Source organism: Streptacidiphilus pinicola (genome assembly GCF_003258295.1).
Taxonomy (GTDB): Bacteria; Actinomycetota; Actinomycetes; order Streptomycetales; family Streptomycetaceae; genus Streptacidiphilus; species Streptacidiphilus pinicola.
Window position 1 is genome coordinate 1 of the sequence record NZ_QKYN01000111.1, and the last position, 19821, is coordinate 19821.

Genomic DNA, 19821 nt, shown 5'->3' on the forward strand with positions numbered 1-19821 from the left:
GGCGGGCCGCGTGAACGCGACAGGACGACGTCGGGCGGGGCGAGCGGGTCGAGCGCGTCGAGTGGTTCGAGCGGGCCGGGCGAGGACGCGGCTGCTGAGGGTCTCGGAGCCGGGGTTCTCACAAGCAAGGCGAGACGGCTCGGTGAGCTGCCGTTGGACGAGGCCGCGCGCGGGCCGGGTCTGCGTCCGCCGGGAGCGCTGGTCGGCGCGGAATCCGCGCGTGGCGAGGGTCGGGACGCGTGGGAGGGGGAGCCTCCGGCGGGTGGGCCCCGGGCCGGTGAGTCGCAGGCTGGTGAGTCGCAGGCTGGTGAGTCGCGGGCAACCGGCTCCCGGGCGGTCGAGTCCCGGACGGGCCGGCCTCGGACGGGGGACCGGAGACCCGCGATTCCGGGCCATGTGCACGGCGCGGAGCTCGCGGGCGGGATCGACGGGCCGGAGGCGCTCGCGCCACTGCTGGCGGAGGTGTTGGGCGCGCTGCGGATCGGCGCGGAGGCGCGCGGCGGGCCGCTGCCTGCCGGTGGCCCGACCGGCGTCGCGCTGCTGCTGCGCGACCTGCTCACGCCCGCCGCACTGCTTCCCGAGACCGGGGACCCGGATGCCCTGCGCGAGTTGACGCGTGCGCTCGCCGCCACCGCGGCCGATCCCGCGGACCCCGCGTGTGCCGCGCACCTGCACGTCCCACCACTCGCCGTGGCCTCCGCCGCCGACCTCGCCGTCGCCGCGCTGAACCCGTCCCTGGACTCCTGGGACCAGGCGCCCGGCGGGACCGAGATCGAGACGGCCGTCGTACGTCTCCTCGCCGAGACCGTCGGCTTCGCACGACCGGACGCCGCCCGCGGCGTCTTCACCACCGGCGGGACCGAGTCCAACCTGATGGCCCTGCTGCTGGCCCGCGACGCCGTGCTGGCACGGGAGTTCGCCGTCCAGGGGGGTGCCGCGATCCCCGCCGAGGCGGCCGGACGACTGCGGATCTTCTCCTCGGCCACCGCACACTTCTCGCTCGCCCGCGCGTCCGGGGTGCTCGGGCTCGGCACACAGGCCGTGGTCCCGATCGAGGTGGCCGAGGACGGCGCGCTGGATCCACGTCTGCTCGACTGGAGCCTGGCGGACGCCCGTACCGCCGGGCACGTCCCGTGCTGCGTCGTAGCCACCGCCGGGACCACGGACCGGGGGGCCGTCGACCCGTTGCGCAGCATCGCCGCCATCGCCCGCCGTCACGGTGTCCCGCTGCACGTCGACGCCGCGTACGGGGGCGGCGCGCTCTTCTCGCGCACCCTGGCGCCGCTGCTCGACGGTCTGGGCCTGGCCGACACCGTCGGCCTGGACCTGCACAAGCTCGGATGGCAGCCGGTCGCGGCCGGTGTGCTGCTGGCCGCCGACGCCGCGACGCTGAGCCCGTTGGAGCAGCGGGTGGCCTACCTCAACCCGGCCGACGACGAGGAGGCCGGCTACACCTCGCTGCTCGGCCGCTCGCTGCGCACCACGCGACGCCCGGACGCGTTCAAGGTCGCCGTCACGCTGCGGACCCTTGGCCGGTCCGGCCTCGGGGCCATGGTCGACCGGTGCCACGAGCTCGCTCGTCATGCGGCCCGCGTCATCACCTCCGAGCCATGGCTGGAGCTGGTCGCGCAGCCGGTACTGACCACCGTCCTCTTCCGCTACCTGCCCGAGGCCGCGGACGGCCGCGGTACGGGTGAGGACGACCGCCGCGTCAGCGACGCCGTCAACGCGGAGCTGCGCCGACGGCTGCTCGCGAACGGCACCGCCGTCGTCGGTCGCACCGAACTGCCGGGCGCCGACGGGGGCGTGCGACTCAAGCTGACCCTGCTCAACCCTCACAGCACCGAGGCGGATATCGACCGCCTGCTGGCTCTGGTCGTCGCGGCGGGCGCCGCGGTCGAGCACGAGCGGGCGGGACGCGCCGGACCCGCCCAGCACCGCCCCCGCAAGACCCAGGAGAAGCCCGCGTGACCATCGTTCCCGCGCAGCAGCCCCCCGTGGCCTCGTCCCTCACCGCAACCGACGCCGTCGCCCCCGAGGCCCGCGAGGCCTGCGCCGCCCCTGCCGCCCACGCCGCCGGTGCCGGATCCGCCGCCCGTGCCGCTTCAACCGCCCTGGAGGCGGATCCCCTGCACCATCCCGATCCGGTCGTGGTCGCGGACGCCGCCGCGACCGAGAACCTGCTGCGCTGCTGGGTGCGCGAGACGGGCACCGAGGTCCCGTCGGCCGGGGAGTGTTTGGAACTCCCGCTGGGAGACGGCTTGTTGCTGCGCGCCCTGGTCCGCTACCGCTCGGCCGCGGGCTGGCACCGGTTCGGACGCGCGGAGTTGGTGTCCGGGCCGGGGCAGACGTCGGGCACGGGCAGGGAGCGTGCGGAGGGGGAGCGGGAAGGGAGGACGGAGACCCAGGCGGGGGAGTCGGCCCGCGCGGCTGATGCCGTCACCGTGGCTGCTCTGCTGGCCCGTTCGGCCGGTGTGGCCGGTGCGGCGGGAGTGGAGGAATCCCCAGGTGCGGTCGCCGATTGGGGCGCGGCCGCGTCGGGGGACGACGGCGTGAGCCCGGCGCACGTCGCGGACCTCGCGGGCCGGGTCGCGGACTCGGTGCGGCGGACGGCGCACTTCGTCGCCGATCGGCGCGCGGCCGCGGAGCCCGGGCCGGCGGGAACGCCCTTTCTGCGCTCCGAGCAGGCACTGCTCCTCGGACACCCGCTCCACCCGACACCGAAGAGCCGCGAGGGCCTCGGCGACGCCGAAGCCGCCGCCTGCTCACCCGAGTTGCGCGGCGCGCTGCGCCTGCACTGGTTCGCCGTCGACCGCGAGCTCGTGGCGGCGGGGGAGGGCGTGCTGCCGTCCTGGGCGTCGTCCGGGCGACGCGCGGGTGGCGATCCCGACGGCCCGCAGGCCGACCGACTCGGTGTGGCCGGCACGGCCCGGATCATGACGGCGCTGCGCGGCGAGGACGCGCCGCCGCCACCGGAGGGCACCGTGCCCGTGCCTTTGCACCCATGGCAGGCACGGGAGTTGAGCCACCGTGAGGACGTCCGGACGCTCCTGGACACGGGCGGCCTGCACGACCTCGGTCAGGGGGGTGGGCTCTGGAGCCCGACCTCCTCGGTGCGCACGGTCTGCCGGCCCGGCACACCGTGGATGCTCAAGCTCTCACTGGGGCTGCGCATCACCAACTCCCGCCGGGAGAACCTGCGCAAGGAACTGCTGCGCGGTGCCGAGGTGCACCGTCTGCTGGAGGCCGGATTGGGCGCCGAGTGGCGCGGTGCCCACCCCGGCTTCGACATCGTCCGTGATCCGGCCTGGATCGGCGTGGACCTTCCCGGCGGGACGGGGGGCCCGGCCGCCGCGAGCGGCTTCGACACCGTCCTGCGGCAGAACCCCTTCGGCGCATCGGACCGGGCTCACTGCCTGGCGGGTCTGGTGGCCGAGCGCCCTTGGCCGGGCGCGCACGCCTCGCACCTCGCCGAGGTCGTGCACCGGCTCTCCGCCCGGACCGGCCGTCCGGTGCCGACCGTGGCGGCGGAGTGGTTCCTTCGCTACCTGGACGCCGTGGTGCTGCCCATCCTCTGGCTGGACGGGCACGCCGGCATCGCGCTGGAGGCGCACCAGCAGAACAGCCTGGTCCTCCTCGACGAGGACGGCTGGCCGGTCGGCGGCCGCTACCGCGACAACCAGGGCTACTACTTCCGCGACTCCGCGGCCGCTGCTCTGGAGGCGCGGTTGCCAGGAATCGGCCGGGCCAGTGACACCTTCGTCCCCGACGCGGTGGCCGACGAGCGGTTCGCCTACTACCTGGGTATCAACCACCTCCTGGGTCTGGTCGGCGCGTTCGGGGCGCAGGGGCTGACGGACGAGCGGGTGCTGCTCGCCGGGCTGCGGCGCTTCCTCGCGGGGCAGGGCGCCGCCACCGGATCGCCCCTGCCGGCCCGGCTGCTGGAGGCACCCGTGCTGCGCTGCAAGGCGAACCTGTTGACCCGCCTGCACGGCCTGGACGAACTCGTCGGGCCGGTGGAGACGCAGTCGGTGTACGTGCCCTACCCCAACCCGCTCGTGCTCGCCGCTCCGGCGTCGGTTCTGACCGCGCTGGCCGGAGCCGGCGCGTGAACGAGCACCCCCACCTCCGGGCCGTCACCGGGGGCGCGGCGTCCCCGGTGACGCCCGCGGCGTCGGCCTTCCCCTCGGTGTCGGCCTTCCCCTCGGTGTCGGCCGCGCCGGTGGAAGCGCCCGGGACCGCCCCCGGGACCGCCCCCGGGATGGCGCCCGGCCTGTCGGCGCAGCACCGTCCGTCCGCCCACCTTCCGTGGCAGCGACCGCACTGGACCCGGCGGGACGACCTTCTCGACGGCGTGGCGCGGTGGGGCGTGATGCACACCCGCTACGGGGAGTTCCGGCTGCAGCCCGTCCGGCTGCCGCGTGATCTGCCGCTGCTGGTGGACTGGATGAACGATCCGGTCGTCTCCGCGTTCTGGGAGCTCTGCGGCCCGGCGGAGCTCACCGAGCAGCACGTGCGCGCCCAACTCGACGGCGACGGCCGCAGCGTGCCCTGCCTCGGGCTGGTCGACGGAACGCCGATGAGCTACTGGGAGGTCTACCGGGCCGACCTCGACCCGCTGGCCCGGCACTACCCGGCACGCCCCCACGACACCGGGCTGCACCTGCTCGTCGGCCCCGCCGCCCACCGCGGCCGCGGTGTCGGCAGCTCCCTGCTGGGCACGCTGACCCGGCGGATCCTCCGTGAGAGACAGGCGGCCCGACGGGTCGTCGCCGAGCCGGACGTGCGCAACCTGCCGTCCGTACGCGCTTTCCTGCGGGCCGGCTACCGCTTCGACTCGGAGCTGCCGCTGCCCGAGAAGCAGGCCGCGCTCATGGTCTTCGACCGACCGCAGCCGTGACCTCGGCCGCTCCCACCGTGCCGGCTCCCCGGCTGTCGGTGCGACGCCCGCGACGGGCTTCCTCTCCTCGCATGCTTCCCCTGCCTGCCCTCCTTCCCCTTCCCCGTCACCGTTCGAAAGGGCCACCCCGTGGATCCCTCACGTTCGCCGGTCGGTGCTGCCGTCCGCTGCCCCGTCCCCTCACGTGTCGTCCGCTCCCGTACCGACTCGGCCAACCCCGGCAACTCCCCGAACCGGGGGCTGGTGCACGACCTTGTCGGTGTGGGTCTCGGCCCGTTCAACCTCTCCCTGGCGGCGATGGCCCACCAGGTGCCGGGCCTGCGGTCCGTCTTCCTCGAGGCCAAGCCGGAGTTCAGCTGGCACCCGGGGCTGATGATCGAGGGCGCCCGGATGCAGGTGCCCTTCCTCGCGGATCTCGTCTCGCTCGTCGACCCGACGAGCCCGTGGTCCTTCCTGGCCTATCTGGCCGACCGGGACCGCCTCTTCCCGTTCTACTTCGCCGAGCAGTGGCACCTGACGCGCCGTGAGTACGCGGACTACTGCCGGTGGGCCGCCACCCGCCTGCCCAACTGCCGCTTCGACAGCCCGGTCAAGGCGGTGCGCTGGAACGCCGACCGGGAGCTCTTCGAGGTGGAGGTGCCCGGGGAGGAGCCCTGGCTCGCCCGGCACCTGGTCCTCGGCGTCGGGACGGAGCCCGTCATCCCCTCGGCGTTCGCCGAACTCGTCGACGGCGCCGCTCCGGTGCTGCACTCGGGCGAGTACCTCACCTCTCCCCACTCACCACTGACGCTAGCGCGGGGCACTGACAACGACGGTCGCCCGCTCCCGCTCCGCGACGTCACCGTGGTCGGCTCCGGGCAGTCGGGCGCCGAGGTCTTCCTGGACCTGCTGCGCCGGCGCGGCGCCGACGCGGTGCCGCACCTGCGCTGGGTCACCCGCAGCACGGCGCTCGCGCCGATGGAGTACTCAAAGCTCGGCCTGGAGCACTTCACCCCCGACTACACCCGCTACTTCCACGCGCTGCCGGAGCCGACCCGGGACGCGCTGGTGCCACGCCAGTGGCAGCTCTACAAGGCGGCCAGCGCGGAGACCCTGGCCGCCGTCCACGAAGCCCTGTACGAGCGCACCACCGCCGGCGGCGCGGCGGACGTGGAGATCGTGCCCGGCACCGAGGTGCTGTCCGCGCGCGCAACCGGCGAGGGCCGCCTCGAACTCCACTGCGCGCACCGGCAGTCGGATGTCGCGTACGGGCTCCGCACGGATCTGGTCGTGCTCGCCACCGGCTACGCCGCGCGGCGGCCCGCCCTGCTCGACCCCATCCACGACCTCGTCGGCCGGGACGCCGGAGGCCGCTACCGGATCGGCCTGGACTACCGGGTGGGCCTGCGGCCGGACGTCACGGCCGGCCTGTACGTGCAGAACGCCGAGCTCCACACGCACGGGGTGGGCACACCCGATCTCGGCCTCGGCGCGCACCGCGCCGCCGTTATCCTCAACGCGGTCTGCACCGAGGTGCTCGGCCGGCCGGTGCACCGCCTGCCCGAGGCCACGGCCTGGACCACCTTCGGCCGCCCGGGCAGCGCGCACGACCTGCCGCGCCCCGCACCCGAAGGCTCAGCAGCCGAGGGCCCCGCACCCGAGGGCACCGCGGCTGAGGGCACCGCACGCGAAAGCGCCGCATCTTTCGGCTCGGCAGATGAAAGCCCCGCAGCCCTGGTTTACCCCTGACACTCGCAGGTCCGAGGCGCTAGGCTCCGCGCCATGGATGATCAATTCCCGCTGCCCGCCGCACCGCTGACCGTGGCTGCCGGGCAGGCCGCCTGCGTCCCCCTGGACCTCGTCGCCAACGCGGCCACCGCCGCCGACCTGGTCCACCGCGCCGCCGACCGCGGCGCCGAACTGCTCGTCCTGCCGGAGCTCTTCCTCACCGGCTACGAACTCTCCGGCATCACCGCCGACCCGGACCGCCACACCACCGGTGCCGCCGATCCGCGCCTCGACCCCCTGCGCGACGCGTGCGCCGCCCACTGCACCGCCCTCGTCGTCGGCGCGCCGACGCGCACCGAGGACGGCACGCTGCACATCTCCGCGCTCGTTCTCGACCGTGACGGCAACGTAGCAGCCACCTACGACAAGCAGCACGCGACGCCGAGCGAGCGCGCCGCCGGCTTCGCACCCGGCAGCCGTGGCACCACCCTCGTGCTGGACGGATGGCGGTTCGGACTCAGCATCTGCTGGGACTCCTCCTTCCCCGAGCACGCCCGCGCCGCCGCGCTCGACGGCTGCCACGGCTACCTCACCGGCGCCCTGTTCAGCCCGGAGTTCTCCGCCAAGGCCAACGGCTTCCTGTTCCCGGCGCGCGCCATGGACAACACGTCCTACACGCTGCTGGCCAACCACAGCGGAGCGAGCGGCGGGTACGTCGGCGGCGGTCACAGTGCGATCTGGGGCCCGCTCGGCGAGCTGCTCGACGACGCGGGCGTGGCCGACCCGGGTCTGGCGGTGGCCGAGTTCGACCCGGAGGCGCTGCGCGCCGCGCGCACCGCGGAACCCGTGCTGGTGGATCCGACCCTGACGGCGCCGGTCCGACCCCGAATTGTCGGTGGCGCCCTCTAGGGTGGGAGGGCCATGAGTGACAGCATCCTTGACTCCGACCCGGCCGATCCCGGCGCCACCCCCGAGCCGAGCGGCGCGCCGGCCGGCGAGGCCTCAGCGGGCGCGGACGACGCCTCGCGCATCCGCGAGCTGCTGCACGCCGCGGTGACCGCGGTGGGCGGCGTCGAGCGCCCCGGCCAGGTCGCCATGGCCGAGGCCGTCGCCGCCGCGGTCGGGAACAGCGAGCAGCTGCTCGTCCAGGCCGGTACGGGCACGGGCAAGTCACTCGCCTACCTCGTCCCGGCCCTCGCCCACGGGGACAAGGTGGTCGTCGCCACCGCCACGCTGGCCCTGCAGCGGCAGCTCGTGGAGCGGGACCTGCCGCGCACGGTCGACGCGCTGCGTCCGCTGCTGCGCCGCAAGCCCAGCTACGCCATGCTCAAGGGCCGGTCCAACTACGTCTGCCTGCACCGGGTCCACGAGGGGGCGCCCAGCGACGACGAGGCCGGCCTGTTCGATCCGGCGGAGGTCCTCGGCGGTCCCAGCAGCAAGCTCGGGCAGGACATCGTCCGCCTGCGCGACTGGGCCGACGAGACCGAGACGGGCGACCGGGACGACCTGTCGCCCGGGGTCTCCGACAAGGCCTGGCAGCAGCTCTCGGTCAGCTCCCGCGAGTGCCTCGGCGCCACCAAGTGCACTTACGGCGGCGACTGCTTCGCGGAGAAGGCGCGCGAGCGTGCCAAGCTCGCCGACGTGGTGGTCACCAACCACGCCCTGCTCGCGATCGACTCGCTGGAGGGCGCGCCGGTCCTGCCCGAGCACGGCCTCCTCATCGTGGACGAGGCGCACGAGCTGGTCTCCCGGGTCACCGGGATCGCCACCGCCGAGCTCACCACCACGGCGGTGAACCGCGCGGTCAAGCGGGCCGCCAGGCTCGCCAACGAGAAGTCCGTGGACAAGCTCCAGGCCGCCGCGGAGAACTACCACGGTCTGATGGAGATCGCCGACGGCGGGCGCGTCGAGGAGCTCCCGGAGAACCTCCACTTCGCCGTGGCCGCGATCCGCGAGGCCGCCCGAGAGGTGATCACCTCGATCGGCGAGATCCGCGACCGGGGCGTGAGCGACGAGGACGCCGTGCGCAAGCAGGCCATGGCGTCGTTGGAGACCATCCACGACACGACGGACCGGCTGCTGGAGGGCAGCGTCTACGACGTCGTCTGGATCGACCGCAACGACCGGTTCCTGGCTGCCCCCGCCTCGCTGCGCGTGGCCCCGCTCAGCGTCTCCGGGCTGCTGCGGGAGAACCTCTACAACGACCGCTCCGTCGTGCTGACCTCCGCCACGCTCAAGCTCGGTGGCGACTTCACGGGCGTCGCGGCCTCGCTGGGCCTCTCCTCGACGGGCCGCGACGACGTGGGGGAGACGATCGAGGGCACTGGCACCCTGCCGGTCTGGCGCGGACTCGACGTCGGCTCGCCCTTCGACTACCGCAAGCAGGGCATTCTCTATGTCGCCCGCCATCTCCCGCCGCCCGGACGGGATCCGGAGCGCCCGGAGATGCTGGACGAGCTCGCCGACCTGATCGGCGCAGCGGGCGGTCGCACCCTCGGCCTCTTCTCCTCGATGCGCGCGGCCCAGGCCGCGGCGGAGGCTCTGCGCGAGCGCGTCCCCGGCGAGATCCTGCTCCAGGGCGAGGACACCCTGGGGGAGTTGATCAAGCGTTTCTCGGCCGACGCGGAGAGCTGCCTCTTCGGCACGCTCTCGCTCTGGCAGGGCGTGGACGTGCCGGGCTCGGCCTGCCAGCTTGTCGTGATGGACCGGATTCCCTTCCCGCGCCCGGACGATCCGCTGATGAGCGCCCGGCAGAAGGCGGTCGAGGAGCACGGCGGCAACGGCTTCATGGCGGTGGCGGCGACGCACGCCGCCCTGCTGATGGCCCAGGGCGCCGGTCGACTGGTCCGTTCCGGGGACGACCGCGGTGTCGTGGCGGTGCTCGATTCCCGCCTGGCCACGGCCCGTTACGGCGGATTCTTCCGCTCCTCAATGCCGGACTTCTGGTACACCACGGACCGCAACCAGGTCCGCCGCTCCCTGGCGGCCATCAATGCGGCGGCGGCACCGGTCCGGGCGCGATAGAGAGGCTGCCGCTGCGAAGCAATTCCTGCGGCTGCGCGCAGAACGCGCCGACTGATGGGCCTGGACTTCGGCCTGGCGGCCGTGAGGCTGCTGTCGACGCGTCGTGACGCACCCGGCCGGAAAGCGGTCGGGTGATCCTGTTCGGCAATCGGGAGGGATGCCTCCCACGGTGCCCCGGCCGACATGAGGTGCCGGTCGGGGCCCAGGCTGTTCGGGCCCCGGTCAGGAGCCGGGGATCAGAGGCGACGAAGGACGGCGACGACCTTGCCGAGAATCGTCGCGTTGTCGCCCGGAATGGGCTCGTAGGCCGAATTGTGCGGCATCAGCCAGATATGTCCGTCCTCGCGCTTGAGGCGCTTCACGGTGGCCTCGCCGTCGATCATCGCGGCGACGATGTCGCCGTTCTCGGCGACCGGCTGGCGGCGGACGGTGACCCAGTCGCCGTCGCAGATCGCGGCCTCGATCATCGAATCGCCGCTGACCTTCAGCACGAACAGCTCACCGTCGCCGACGAGCTGGCGCGGCAGCGGGAAGACGTCCTCGACGGACTGCTCGGCCAGGATCGGCCCACCGGCGGCGATCCGGCCGACCAGGGGTACGTAGGACGTGGCCGGGCGGCCGCTGTTGGCCTCGGGCACCGGGCGGGCGACCTCCATGCCGCGCACCTCGTAGGCGCGCGGACGGTGCGGGTCGCGGCGCAGGAAACCCTTGCGCTCCAGCGCCATCAGCTGGTGGGCGACCGAGGAGGTGCTGGACAGGCCCACGGCCTGGCCGATCTCCCGCATGCTCGGCGGATATCCGCGCCGCTGCACCGAATCCCGGATGACCTCGATGACGCGGCGCTGGCGCTCGGTGAGCCCGGCCTCGTCGGTGCGGATGCCCGGCGGGCGCCCCGGGAGGGCGCGTGCGGGGCCTTCTTGAATATCCAAGGAGTGTCCCGAGGAGTGCGTGACGGAAGGCCCACTAGCCTGGTCCGGAACGAGCCCGGAGGCGAGGTTTCGCGAATCTTCCTGGGTGGCGAACTGGGAGCGTTCCTGCACCGGGACGGTGCTGCTTTCGGCGATGGTCACGGCGGCCCCTCTCAACCTACGGACGTTCTCCCTTGAATAGGCCAACGGTAGGTCCTATCGAAAGGTTGCGCCAAACACACGTTCGAGTGAATTATTGCTAGAAACCCTGACCTGATCAAGGTTTCGGGTGTATTTCCACTCGCTCGTACGATCGCTTGTTCGAGTCGAATCCTCTCATGGATCACCTCCGAGCGGGCTCGAAACCCCCTCTCCGAGGCGTTCGAGTGGTGACCTGCACCGATCGCGAAGGGTGAACCGGCCGACACGACACGCGGTGTCGAGGTGGTGCGTGACACACCAGATCTAGTGGTTAGATAGGGGACCGCGGCCCACAGATTGTGGTCTGCCGTGGAGCGAGCAGCAGCCAAGTCTGGAGGGGAGCGGGACGTGCACTGCCCCTTCTGTCGTCACGCGGACAGCCGAGTCGTGGACTCCCGTACCACCGACGACGGCAGCTCGATCCGACGCAGGCGCCAGTGCCCCGACTGCAACCGTCGGTTCACGACGGTGGAGACCGCCGCCCTGATGGTGGTGAAGCGCAGCGGGGTGACCGAGCCCTTCAGCCGCGACAAGGTGATCAACGGGGTTCGCAAGGCCTGTCAGGGCCGGCCGGTCACCGAGGACGCCCTCGCGTTGCTGGGTCAGCGGGTCGAGGAGGCCGTCCGCTCCACCGGGAGCGCCGAGCTGTCCGCCCATGACGTCGGCCTGGCCATACTGGGCCCGCTCCGGGAGTTGGACGTCGTGGCCTACCTGCGGTTCGCCTCGGTCTACCGGGCCTACGACTCACTCGAGGACTTCGAGGCCGCCATCGCCGAGCTCCGTGTGGAGTCGCCCGGCGACCGGCCCCCCGTGCCTGCGCCCACGCCCTGAACCCTCGGCACGTTCCAGGGTGCGCGCGGCACCTTTCCAGCACTTCGTTTCGCAGCACGTGGTGCTGAACCAGCAAGACACGAACCAGCAGGCGACCCCGGGAAGCAGCGGGGCGCTCAGGGCGTTTGCCCAGGAGGAGGCGGCAATGACAGACACCACGAGCGGCTCCCGTGCCGGCAGGAACGGTGCGGCCAAGGGCAAGGCTGACGCCAAGGCCAAGGCGGACGCCGGGCTCAAGGTCGAGCGCATCTTCACCACCCCGGGCGTGCACCCCTACGACGAGGTGACCTGGGAGCGTCGTGACGTCGTCATGACCAACTGGCGCGACGGCTCGATCAACTTCGAGCAGCGCGGCGTCGAGTTCCCCGACTTCTGGTCGGTGAACGCGGTCAACATCGTCACCAGCAAGTACTTCCGCGGCGCGGTCGGCACCCCGCAGCGCGAGTGGAGCCTGAAGCAGATCATCGACCGCGTGGTGAAGACCTACCGCGCCGCCGGTGAGAAGAACGGTTACTTCGCCACCACCGCCGACGCCGAGGTGTTCGAGCACGAGCTGACCTACGCCCTCCTCCACCAGGTCTTCTCGTTCAACTCGCCGGTCTGGTTCAACGTCGGCACCACCCAGCCCCAGCAGGTCAGCGCCTGCTTCATCCTGGCCGTCGACGACTCCATGGAGTCGATCCTCGACTGGTACAAGGAAGAGGGCATGATCTTCAAGGGCGGCTCCGGCGCCGGCCTGAACCTCTCCCGCATCCGCTCCTCCAAGGAGCTGCTCTCCTCCGGCGGCAACGCCTCCGGCCCGGTCTCCTTCATGCGCGGCGCCGACGCCTCCGCCGGCACCATCAAGTCCGGTGGCGCCACCCGCCGCGCGGCCAAGATGGTCGTGCTCGACGTGGACCACCCGGACGTCGAGGCCTTCATCGAGACCAAGGTGAAGGAGGAGGAGAAGATCCGCGCGCTGCGCGACGCGGGCTTCGACATGGACCTGGGCGGCGACGACATCACGTCGGTGCAGTACCAGAACGCCAACAACTCCGTGCGTGTCTCGGACGAGTTCATGCAGGCCGTCGAGAAGGGCGAGCAGTTCGGTCTGCGCGCCCGCATGAGCGGCGAGGTCATCGAGACCGTCGACGCCAAGGGCCTGTTCCGCAAGATGGCTGAGGCCGCGTGGGCCTGTGCCGACCCGGGCATCCAGTACGACTCGACGATCAACCACTGGCACACCAGCCCCGAGTCCGGCCGCATCAACGCGTCCAACCCCTGCTCGGAGTACATGCACCTGGACAACTCCAGCTGCAACCTCGCCTCGCTGAACCTGATGAAGTTCCTGCGCGACGACGACTCGTTCGACGCGGTGACCTTCGCCAAGGTCGTCGAGCTGGTCATCACCGCGATGGACATCTCCATCTGCTTCGCGGACTTCCCGACCGAGAAGATCGGTGAGACCACTCGCGCCTTCCGCCAGCTGGGCATCGGCTACGCCAACCTGGGCGCCCTGCTGATGGCCACCGGCCACGCCTACGACTCCGAGGGCGGCCGCGCGCTCGCCGGCGCCATCACCTCGCTGATGACCGGCACTGCCTACAAGCGCTCCGCCGAGCTGGCCGGCGTCGTCGGTCCGTTCGACGGCTACGCCCGCAACGCCGAGCCGCACCAGCGCGTCATGCGCCAGCACGCGGAGGCCAACGACGCCGCCAAGCGCATGGACGACCTGGACACCCCGGTCTGGGCCGCGGCCACCGAGGCCTGGCAGGACGTCGTCCGCATCGGCGCGAAGAACGGTTTCCGTAACGCGCAGGCTTCCGTGCTGGCGCCGACCGGCACCATCGGCCTGATGATGGACTGCGACACCACCGGCGTCGAGCCCGACCTGGCCCTGGTCAAGTTCAAGAAGCTCGTCGGCGGCGGCTCGATGCAGATCGTCAACGGCACCGTGCCGCGGGCGCTCAAGCGCCTCGGCTACCAGGACGAGCAGGTCGAGGCGGTCGTCGCCTACATCAGCGAGAACGGCAACGTCGTCGACGCCCCGGGCCTGCGCCCCGAGCACTATGAGGTCTTCGACTGCGCCATGGGCGAGCGTTCCATCTCCCCGATGGGCCACGTCCGGATGATGTCCGCGATCCAGCCGTGGATCTCCGGTGCCATCTCCAAGACGGTCAACATGCCGGAGAGCGCGACCGTCGAGGAGGTCGAGGAGATCTATTTCGAGGCCTGGAAGCTCGGCGTCAAGGCGCTCGCGATCTACCGCGACAACTGCAAGGTCGGCCAGCCGCTCTCGGCCAAGACCAAGTCCGCTGACAACGCGAAGGCCTCCGCGGAGGTCACCCCGGCCGTGGCTCCGGCCGCCGAGAGGGTCGTCGAGTACCGTCCGGTCCGCAAGCGCCTGCCCAAGGGCCGTCCCGGCATCACCACCTCCTTCACGGTGGGCGGCGCCGAGGGCTACATGACCGCCAACTCCTACCCGGACGACGGCCTCGGCGAGGTCTTCCTGAAGATGTCCAAGCAGGGCTCGACCCTCGCGGGCATGATGGACGCCTTCTCCATCGCCGTCTCGGTCGGCCTCCAGTACGGCGTGCCGCTGGAGACCTACGTCTCGAAGTTCACCAACATGCGCTTCGAGCCGGCGGGTCTGACCGACGACCCGGACGTGCGGATGGCCCAGTCGATCGTGGACTACATCTTCCGCCGTCTGGCGCTGGACTTCCTGCCCTTCGAGACGCGCTCCGCGCTGGGCATCCACTCCGTCGAGGAGCGTCAGCGTCACCTGGAGACCGGCTCCTACGAGCCGACCGACGAGGAGGACGTGGACGTCGAGGGCCTGGCTCAGTCCGCTCCCCGCGCCGCCACCCCGGCCCCGGTCGTCATCCAGACCACCCCGGCCGCCTCGGCCCCGGCCCCGCACAACACCGCGGAGCTGCTGGAGATCCAGCAGGGCATCAACTCCGACGCCCCGCTCTGCTTCTCCTGCGGCACCAAGATGCGCCGCGCCGGCAGCTGCTACCTCTGCGAGGGCTGCGGTTCGACCAGCGGCTGCAGTTGACCGCCGTCAGCTGATCCCTGTCGGTCGATCACCGGCTCGCGTTGGTCACTGACAGGCCGTCGGACTGGCCCGAGTTGCGCCCCCGGACCTTCTGCTCCGGGGGCGCACTCGCGTGTGCTGCGGCCTGAGGAACCCGCGGCGCGGGTGGCGCCCGCCCCTCCCCAAAAAGGATCTTGCAGGTGGCGCGGCCGGTCACTAGGGTGCGCGGGTGACAGCAGAGCAGCATGTGCCGGCGGCCGACATCCCCACGTCCGAGGATGGGCCCGGCCCGGTCACCGCCGATGATCTGGCGTGTGGGGTGGGCCTCGCGGTGGCACTGCTGCGGCAGCCGGCCGCGCTGGAAGGTGACTGGAGCAGGGCTGCGGGCTCGCTCAGTTGGGACTGCTGGGAGACGGCCGAGCACCTGGCCGACGACCTGTTCGCCTACGCCGCCGAGCTGGGCTCGCCGGTCGGCGTGACGGCGGAGCCCGTGCCGTTCGTGCTGGTCCGGCCCGCACCGGAGAAGCCGCGGAGCACGATCTTCGCCGACCGCGCGGCGGGTCCCGAGGGGCTGGTCCGGGTGCTGGAGTCCTGTGGCGCGCTGCTCGTCGCGATGGTCCGGACGGCCGCCCCGGAGACCAGGGCTTTCCACGTCTTCGGTCTCGCGGACGCCGAGGGCTCGGCGGCCATGGGCCTGGTCGAGACGCTTGTCCACGCGGATGACGTCGCCCGCGGTCTGGGGCTTGCCTGGGAGCCGCCGGCAGACCTGTGTGCGCGGGTGCTGCACCGGCTCTTCCCTGACGTGCCGGGCGGCTTCGCGCCCTGGGGGACCCTGCTGTGGGCGACCGGGCGCGGTGAGCTGCCGGGGCTGGCCCGCCGCGAGCGCTGGCGCTGGGACAGCTCGGTCCGGTGAGACGCGAGGCTGCGTGGCGCGGCCTGGGTTACGGTGGCCGGTATGGCGCGGCCGAGGCGAATTGTCCTGATCCGACATGGCGAGTCGGAGGGGAACGTCGATGAGACGATCTACGAGCGTGTGCCGGACCACGCCCTCACCCTGACCGCGCGCGGTCGCGAGCAGGCGCGCGCCGCGGGCGGCGAGCTCCGCGCGCTTTTCGGCGCGGAGCGGGTGCAGGTCTACGTCTCGCCCTACACCCGGACCTGGCAGACCCTGGAACTGCTTCGCCTGGATCCGGCCCTGGTCCGCGTGATGGAGGAGCCGCGCCTGCGGGAACAGGACTGGGGCAACCTGCAGGATGTCGAGGACATCCGCAGGCAGCGGAAGCTGCGGGACGAGTACGGCCACTTCTACTACCGCTTCACCTCGGGCGAGTCCGGTGCCGACGCCTACGACCGGGTCGGCGCCTTCTTCGAGACCCTGCACCGCAACTTCCAGCGGGCCGACTACCCGCCGAACGTGCTGCTGGTCTGCCACGGGCTCCTGATGCGTCTGTTCTGCATGCGGTGGTTCCACTGGAGCGTCGACGAGTTCGAGGCTCTGTCGAACCCCGACAACGGGGGGATGAGAACGCTCCTCCTCGGCGCGGACGGCCGCTATACGCTTGATCGTCCGTTCGAGCGCTGGACCTGATCCCGCGGTCCGCAACCCGAGGAGTCCTACCGTGTTCGTCGTCACTCTCTCCTACACCGCGCCGATGGAGCAGGTGGACGCGCTGCTGCTGGAGCACCGTGCCTGGCTGGACGAGCAGTACCGCAAGGGCGTCATGCTCGCCTCCGGTGTGAAGGTGCCGCGTACCGGGGGGGTGCTGCTGGTGGGCGGCCTCGACCGGGCCGGCGTGGACCAGCTGCTGGCCGAGGACCCGTTCGCCAAGGGCGGGGTCGCCGCCTACGACGTGGTCGAGTTCACCGCCACCAAGACCGCCGACTGCCTGGCCGCCTACCGCGAGCCGCAGGCCTCCTGAAGGCAGGCACGGAGCTGTTCGAGCAGGGTCTGGTCGGCATCGACCAGTGGCAGCCGGACCGGGCCCGCCGGCAGACCGGCGTCGTTCAGCAACGCCTTCGCGGTGACCGTGCCCGGGACGTCGTCCATCATGGCCTGCACCAGCGGAAGCAGCCGCTGGTGCAGGCGCAGCGCCTCGACGTTGGCCCCGCACGCGTGGGCGTCCAGCACGGCGCGCGTCTGTTCGGGGGCGACGTTCGCCACCGTGCTGATGACTCCGACGGCACCGATCGCGAGCAGGGGCAGGTTGAGCTCGTCCGCGCCGCAGTAGTACTGCAGGCCTGTGTCGGCGATGGTGCGGGCGGCCCCGGCCAGGTCGTAGCTGACGTCCTTGACGCCCACGATGCGCGGGTGCCGTGCGAGGGCGTGCAGGGTCTCGGTGGAGAGTCGGGTTCCGGTGCGGTGCGGGATGTCGTAGAGCAGCACGGGGAGGGAGGCCGCGTCGGCCACGGCGGTCAGATGTCGCCGCACCCCCTCCTGCTGGGGGCGGCTGTAATAGGGGGTGACCAGGAGGAGCCCGTCCGCTCCCGCGCGCTCGGCCGAGCGCGCGAGCGCCGTGCTGTGGGCGGTGTCGCTGGTTCCGACTCCGGCGATCACCTGGGCACGCGCGCCGACCGCCTCGACGACGGCGCGAACGAGGCGCTCCTTCTCGTCGTCCCCCGTCGTGGGCGACTCGCCCGTGGTGCCGTTCAGGACCAGGCCGTCACAGCCGGAGTCGACGAGGTGCGTGGCCAGCTTCTGTGCGCCGTCGGCGTCGAGTGACCCATCCGGCCGGAACGGGGTGACCATGGCGGCCAGGCATCGGCCCAGGGGGAGTGCGTCCGTGGCGTGGGTGTCGTTCATGCTCCCAGGGTGAGCAATCATCGCCGTGAAGCACCAGCGATGATTGCTGCACGTCACGGTTCACGGATGCTAATCAGTGGCTCAGGCGGCGGCCGCGTGCGGTGGATCCGAGGAGGAGCCCTCCTCCCCGGGCGGAGCCGCCGGGGGCGCGGAGACGCCCAGCCGTTGCGGCGGTTTCATGACGAACAGCGCCATCAGCAGGGCGATGCCCGTGAACACCAGGGACACCTGGAAGGCGGCGGTCATGCCGTGCACGAAGACCTGGTTCGGATCTCGGTGCGGGAACAGCGCCTTGGCCTCGTTGCGCTGGGCGGTCGCGAAGACCGTGACCAGGATGGCCAGGCCGAGGGAGCCGCCCACCTGCTGGGTGGTGTTGAGCAGGCCGGTCGCGGATCCGGTCTCCTGCGGCGCGACACCGGAGACAGCGGTCAGCATGACCGGGACGAAGATGAAGCCCATGCCGAAGCCGAAGATCATCGTCGGCCCCAGGACGCCGCTGGCGAAGGTGCTGTGCACGTCCAGCTTGGTGATCCAGTACGCGCCCCCGCTGACCAGGAGCGTGCCCAGGATCATGAAAGGCTTGGCTCCGAACCTGGTCTGGAACCGCGCCGCGATCTGCGCCGCCACGATGATGGACAGACTCATCGGCAGGAATCCGAGACCCGCGCGGATCGGACTGAACCCCAGGATGTCCTGAATGAACTGGGTCATGAAGAAGAAGATCCCGAACATCGCGGCGGCCAGGCAGAGCATCAACACGTAGGCGCCGGACCGGTTCCGGTTGCGGAACATGTGCAGCGGGGTGATCGGCTGCGCCGTCCTCGACTCGATCAGCAGGAACGAGACCAGCAGGACCACCGAGGCGGCGAACGAGATCAGCGTCCAGGTGTCGGTCCAGCCCTTGTCGGCGGCGCGGATGAATCCGTAGACCAGGCTGGCCATGCCGACCGTGGAGGTCAGGGCGCCCGGGAAGTCGAAGCGTCCGGGGTGGCGCTCGGAGTCGTTGATGTACAGCGGCGCCAGTGAGGCCAGCGCGATGCCGATCGGCACATTGACGAACAGCACCCAGCGCCAGGAGAGCCAGGAGGTGAGCACGCCACCGAGCAGCAGCCCGATGGCACCGCCCGCGCCGGCCACGGCCGAGTAGACACCGAAGGCCCGGTTGCGTTCGGGGCCCTCCTTGAAGTTGGTGGCGATCAGCGCGAAGGCGGTGGGTGAGGCGATGGCACCACCAATGCCCTGCAGCGCCCGCGCGGACAGCAGCATCCACGACGAGGTGGCGAGGCCGCCGAGCAGCGATGCGCAGCTGAAGATCAGCACGCCGGTGATCAGCGTCGGTCTGCGGCCGAGGATGTCGCCGATTCGTCCACCGAGCAGCAGCAGGCCGCCGAAGGTGAGCGTGTAGGCGTTCAGCACCCACGACAGGCTGGTCGGGGTGAACTTCAGGGCGGTGGAGATGTGCGGCAGCGCGATGTTGACGATGGTGATGTCCAGCACGACCATCAGCTGCGTGGTCGCGATGACCGCCAGGGAGATCCCCGGATGCTGGCCACGCCTGGCCTGGGCCGGAACGCTGCGGGTGAGGGTCTTCGAAGTGGCCACGGTTCCCCCTGGGAGGTGCGCCACGGTGGCTGGGTTCGGTAGGGCTGAAAAATTTGGGACGGCTGAGAAGTCTTGTCGGGGCTTGGAATGAACGCCGGCGTTCATTAGCCTCGACCCTAGACCCGGACAAATCGGTACACAAGCCTCTGTCAGCCCCAGCCGCCGCCCAGGCGGCGTCATGTTCGACGGTGGTGAGGAGATGCGCAGGACGACGACGGCTGTCGCGATCCGACGTCGCGGTCCGACCCTGGAGCGGGCGATCTTCGAGGCGACCCTGGAGCAGCTGATCGCCTCCGGCTATGCCAGGCTCAGCATGGAGGCCGTGGCCACCGCCGCGCAGACCGGCAAGGCGTCCCTCTACCGACGGTGGGGCAGCAAGGAGCAGTTGGTGCTGGACGCGCTGAGCGCCAGCCTGCCGCCGGCGGCCCAGCCCCCGGACACCGGCAGCCTGCGCGGCGACCTCCTCGCCGTCATCGCCGGCCTGCGGGCCCTGATGACCTCGCGCACGGGCTGCGCAGCGCGCGCCGTGATCAGCGAACTCGACCACGAGCGTGCCGCCGCCTTCACCGGCCTGGTCCACCAGCAGATCCTCGACCCGGCACACCTGCTCCTCGCGCAGGTGGTCCAGGCGGCTGCGGAGCGCGGAGAGGTCCGACCGGAGGCCGCGACGGCGACCGTTCTGGACATCGTGCCCGCCATGATGATGTACCGGTCCAAGACCCGGCCGGGAGGCTTCATCGAGCAGGACGCCCAAGCCTTGGTGGACGAGGTGTTGCTGCCTGTGCTGCTGCGTTCCGCCCGGCTCGGGGAGGGTTGAGCGGAGCGGCCG

At 71.7% G+C, this 19821-nt stretch carries 15 protein-coding genes; 12 read left to right on the forward strand and 3 right to left on the reverse strand.

What is annotated here, in order from left to right; all coding sequences use genetic code 11:
• The first annotated feature begins 396 nt into the window (after positions 1-396).
• The 6 genes from DN069_RS26615 (at position 397) to DN069_RS26640 (ending at position 9631) form a co-directional block, all read left to right on the forward strand.
• Positions 397-1971 carry a pyridoxal phosphate-dependent decarboxylase family protein gene (locus tag DN069_RS26615; RefSeq protein WP_111505076.1) on the forward strand — a complete coding sequence of 525 codons (1575 nt, stop codon included), beginning with the start codon at positions 397-399 and terminating at the stop codon, positions 1969-1971.
• Between the two features lie 143 nt (positions 1972-2114).
• Positions 2115-4112: an IucA/IucC family protein gene (locus DN069_RS26620; protein ID WP_424556327.1), complete on the forward strand. Its 1998-nt coding sequence runs from the start codon at positions 2115-2117 to the stop codon at positions 4110-4112.
• The gene (locus DN069_RS26625) at positions 4109-4900 is read left to right on the forward strand and encodes a GNAT family N-acetyltransferase (RefSeq protein WP_243639752.1); all 792 of its coding nucleotides are present in this window, start codon (positions 4109-4111) and stop codon (positions 4898-4900) included. The genes DN069_RS26620 and DN069_RS26625 overlap by 4 nt, the downstream gene beginning before the upstream one ends.
• 129 nt (positions 4901-5029) lie before the next feature.
• A complete protein-coding gene (locus DN069_RS26630; protein ID WP_243639754.1) occupies positions 5030-6628 on the forward strand; it encodes a lysine N(6)-hydroxylase/L-ornithine N(5)-oxygenase family protein in 1599 nt (532 codons plus the stop codon).
• Positions 6629-6661: 33 nt separating this feature from the next.
• Complete coding sequence (locus tag DN069_RS26635; protein ID WP_111505078.1) at positions 6662-7516, forward strand: carbon-nitrogen hydrolase family protein; 855 nt, start codon at positions 6662-6664, stop codon at positions 7514-7516.
• A 12-nt stretch (positions 7517-7528) separates the two neighbouring features.
• Positions 7529-9631 (forward strand): ATP-dependent DNA helicase, encoded by a 2103-nt coding sequence (locus DN069_RS26640; RefSeq protein WP_111505080.1) that lies wholly within the window; start codon positions 7529-7531, stop codon positions 9629-9631.
• A gap of 236 nt (positions 9632-9867) precedes the next feature.
• Here DN069_RS26640 and lexA read toward each other — a convergent pair whose 3' ends face one another.
• Entirely contained in the window at positions 9868-10560 is a 693-nt protein-coding gene (gene lexA, locus DN069_RS26645) for a transcriptional repressor LexA (RefSeq protein ID WP_243639756.1), read from the reverse strand.
• 528 nt (positions 10561-11088) lie between these two features.
• Here lexA and nrdR point away from each other — a divergent pair.
• The 5 genes from nrdR (at position 11089) to DN069_RS26670 (ending at position 16509) form a co-directional block, all read left to right on the forward strand.
• The gene (gene nrdR / locus DN069_RS26650) at positions 11089-11571 is read left to right on the forward strand and encodes a transcriptional regulator NrdR (protein WP_111505084.1); all 483 of its coding nucleotides are present in this window, start codon (positions 11089-11091) and stop codon (positions 11569-11571) included.
• Positions 11572-11716: 145 nt separating this feature from the next.
• Positions 11717-14611 (forward strand): vitamin B12-dependent ribonucleotide reductase, encoded by a 2895-nt coding sequence (locus tag DN069_RS26655; RefSeq protein ID WP_111505086.1) that lies wholly within the window; start codon positions 11717-11719, stop codon positions 14609-14611.
• A 208-nt stretch (positions 14612-14819) separates the two neighbouring features.
• On the forward strand, positions 14820-15503 hold the full coding sequence (locus DN069_RS26660; RefSeq protein WP_243639757.1) for a hypothetical protein: 684 nt from the start codon (positions 14820-14822) through the stop codon (positions 15501-15503).
• 42 nt (positions 15504-15545) lie between these two features.
• Complete coding sequence (locus DN069_RS26665; protein WP_111505088.1) at positions 15546-16178, forward strand: histidine phosphatase family protein; 633 nt, start codon at positions 15546-15548, stop codon at positions 16176-16178.
• A gap of 31 nt (positions 16179-16209) precedes the next feature.
• Entirely contained in the window at positions 16210-16509 is a 300-nt protein-coding gene (locus DN069_RS26670; protein WP_111505090.1) for a YciI family protein, read from the forward strand.
• Here the strand turns inward: DN069_RS26670 and dapA are convergent.
• Together dapA and DN069_RS26680 are read right to left on the reverse strand one after the other, a co-directional pair.
• A complete protein-coding gene (gene dapA / locus DN069_RS26675) occupies positions 16485-17390 on the reverse strand; it encodes a 4-hydroxy-tetrahydrodipicolinate synthase (RefSeq protein WP_111505092.1) in 906 nt (301 codons plus the stop codon). The two genes, DN069_RS26670 and dapA, sit on opposite strands and share 25 nt — an antisense overlap.
• A gap of 81 nt (positions 17391-17471) precedes the next feature.
• Positions 17472-18992, reverse strand: coding sequence for an MFS transporter (locus tag DN069_RS26680; RefSeq protein WP_243639760.1), 1521 nt, complete (start codon positions 18990-18992; stop codon positions 17472-17474).
• Positions 18993-19170: 178 nt separating this feature from the next.
• Between DN069_RS26680 and DN069_RS26685 the strand changes: the two genes are divergently transcribed.
• Positions 19171-19809, forward strand: a complete 639-nt coding sequence (locus DN069_RS26685; protein ID WP_243639761.1) for a TetR/AcrR family transcriptional regulator — start codon at positions 19171-19173, stop codon at positions 19807-19809.
• Positions 19810-19821: the final 12 nt, after the last annotated feature.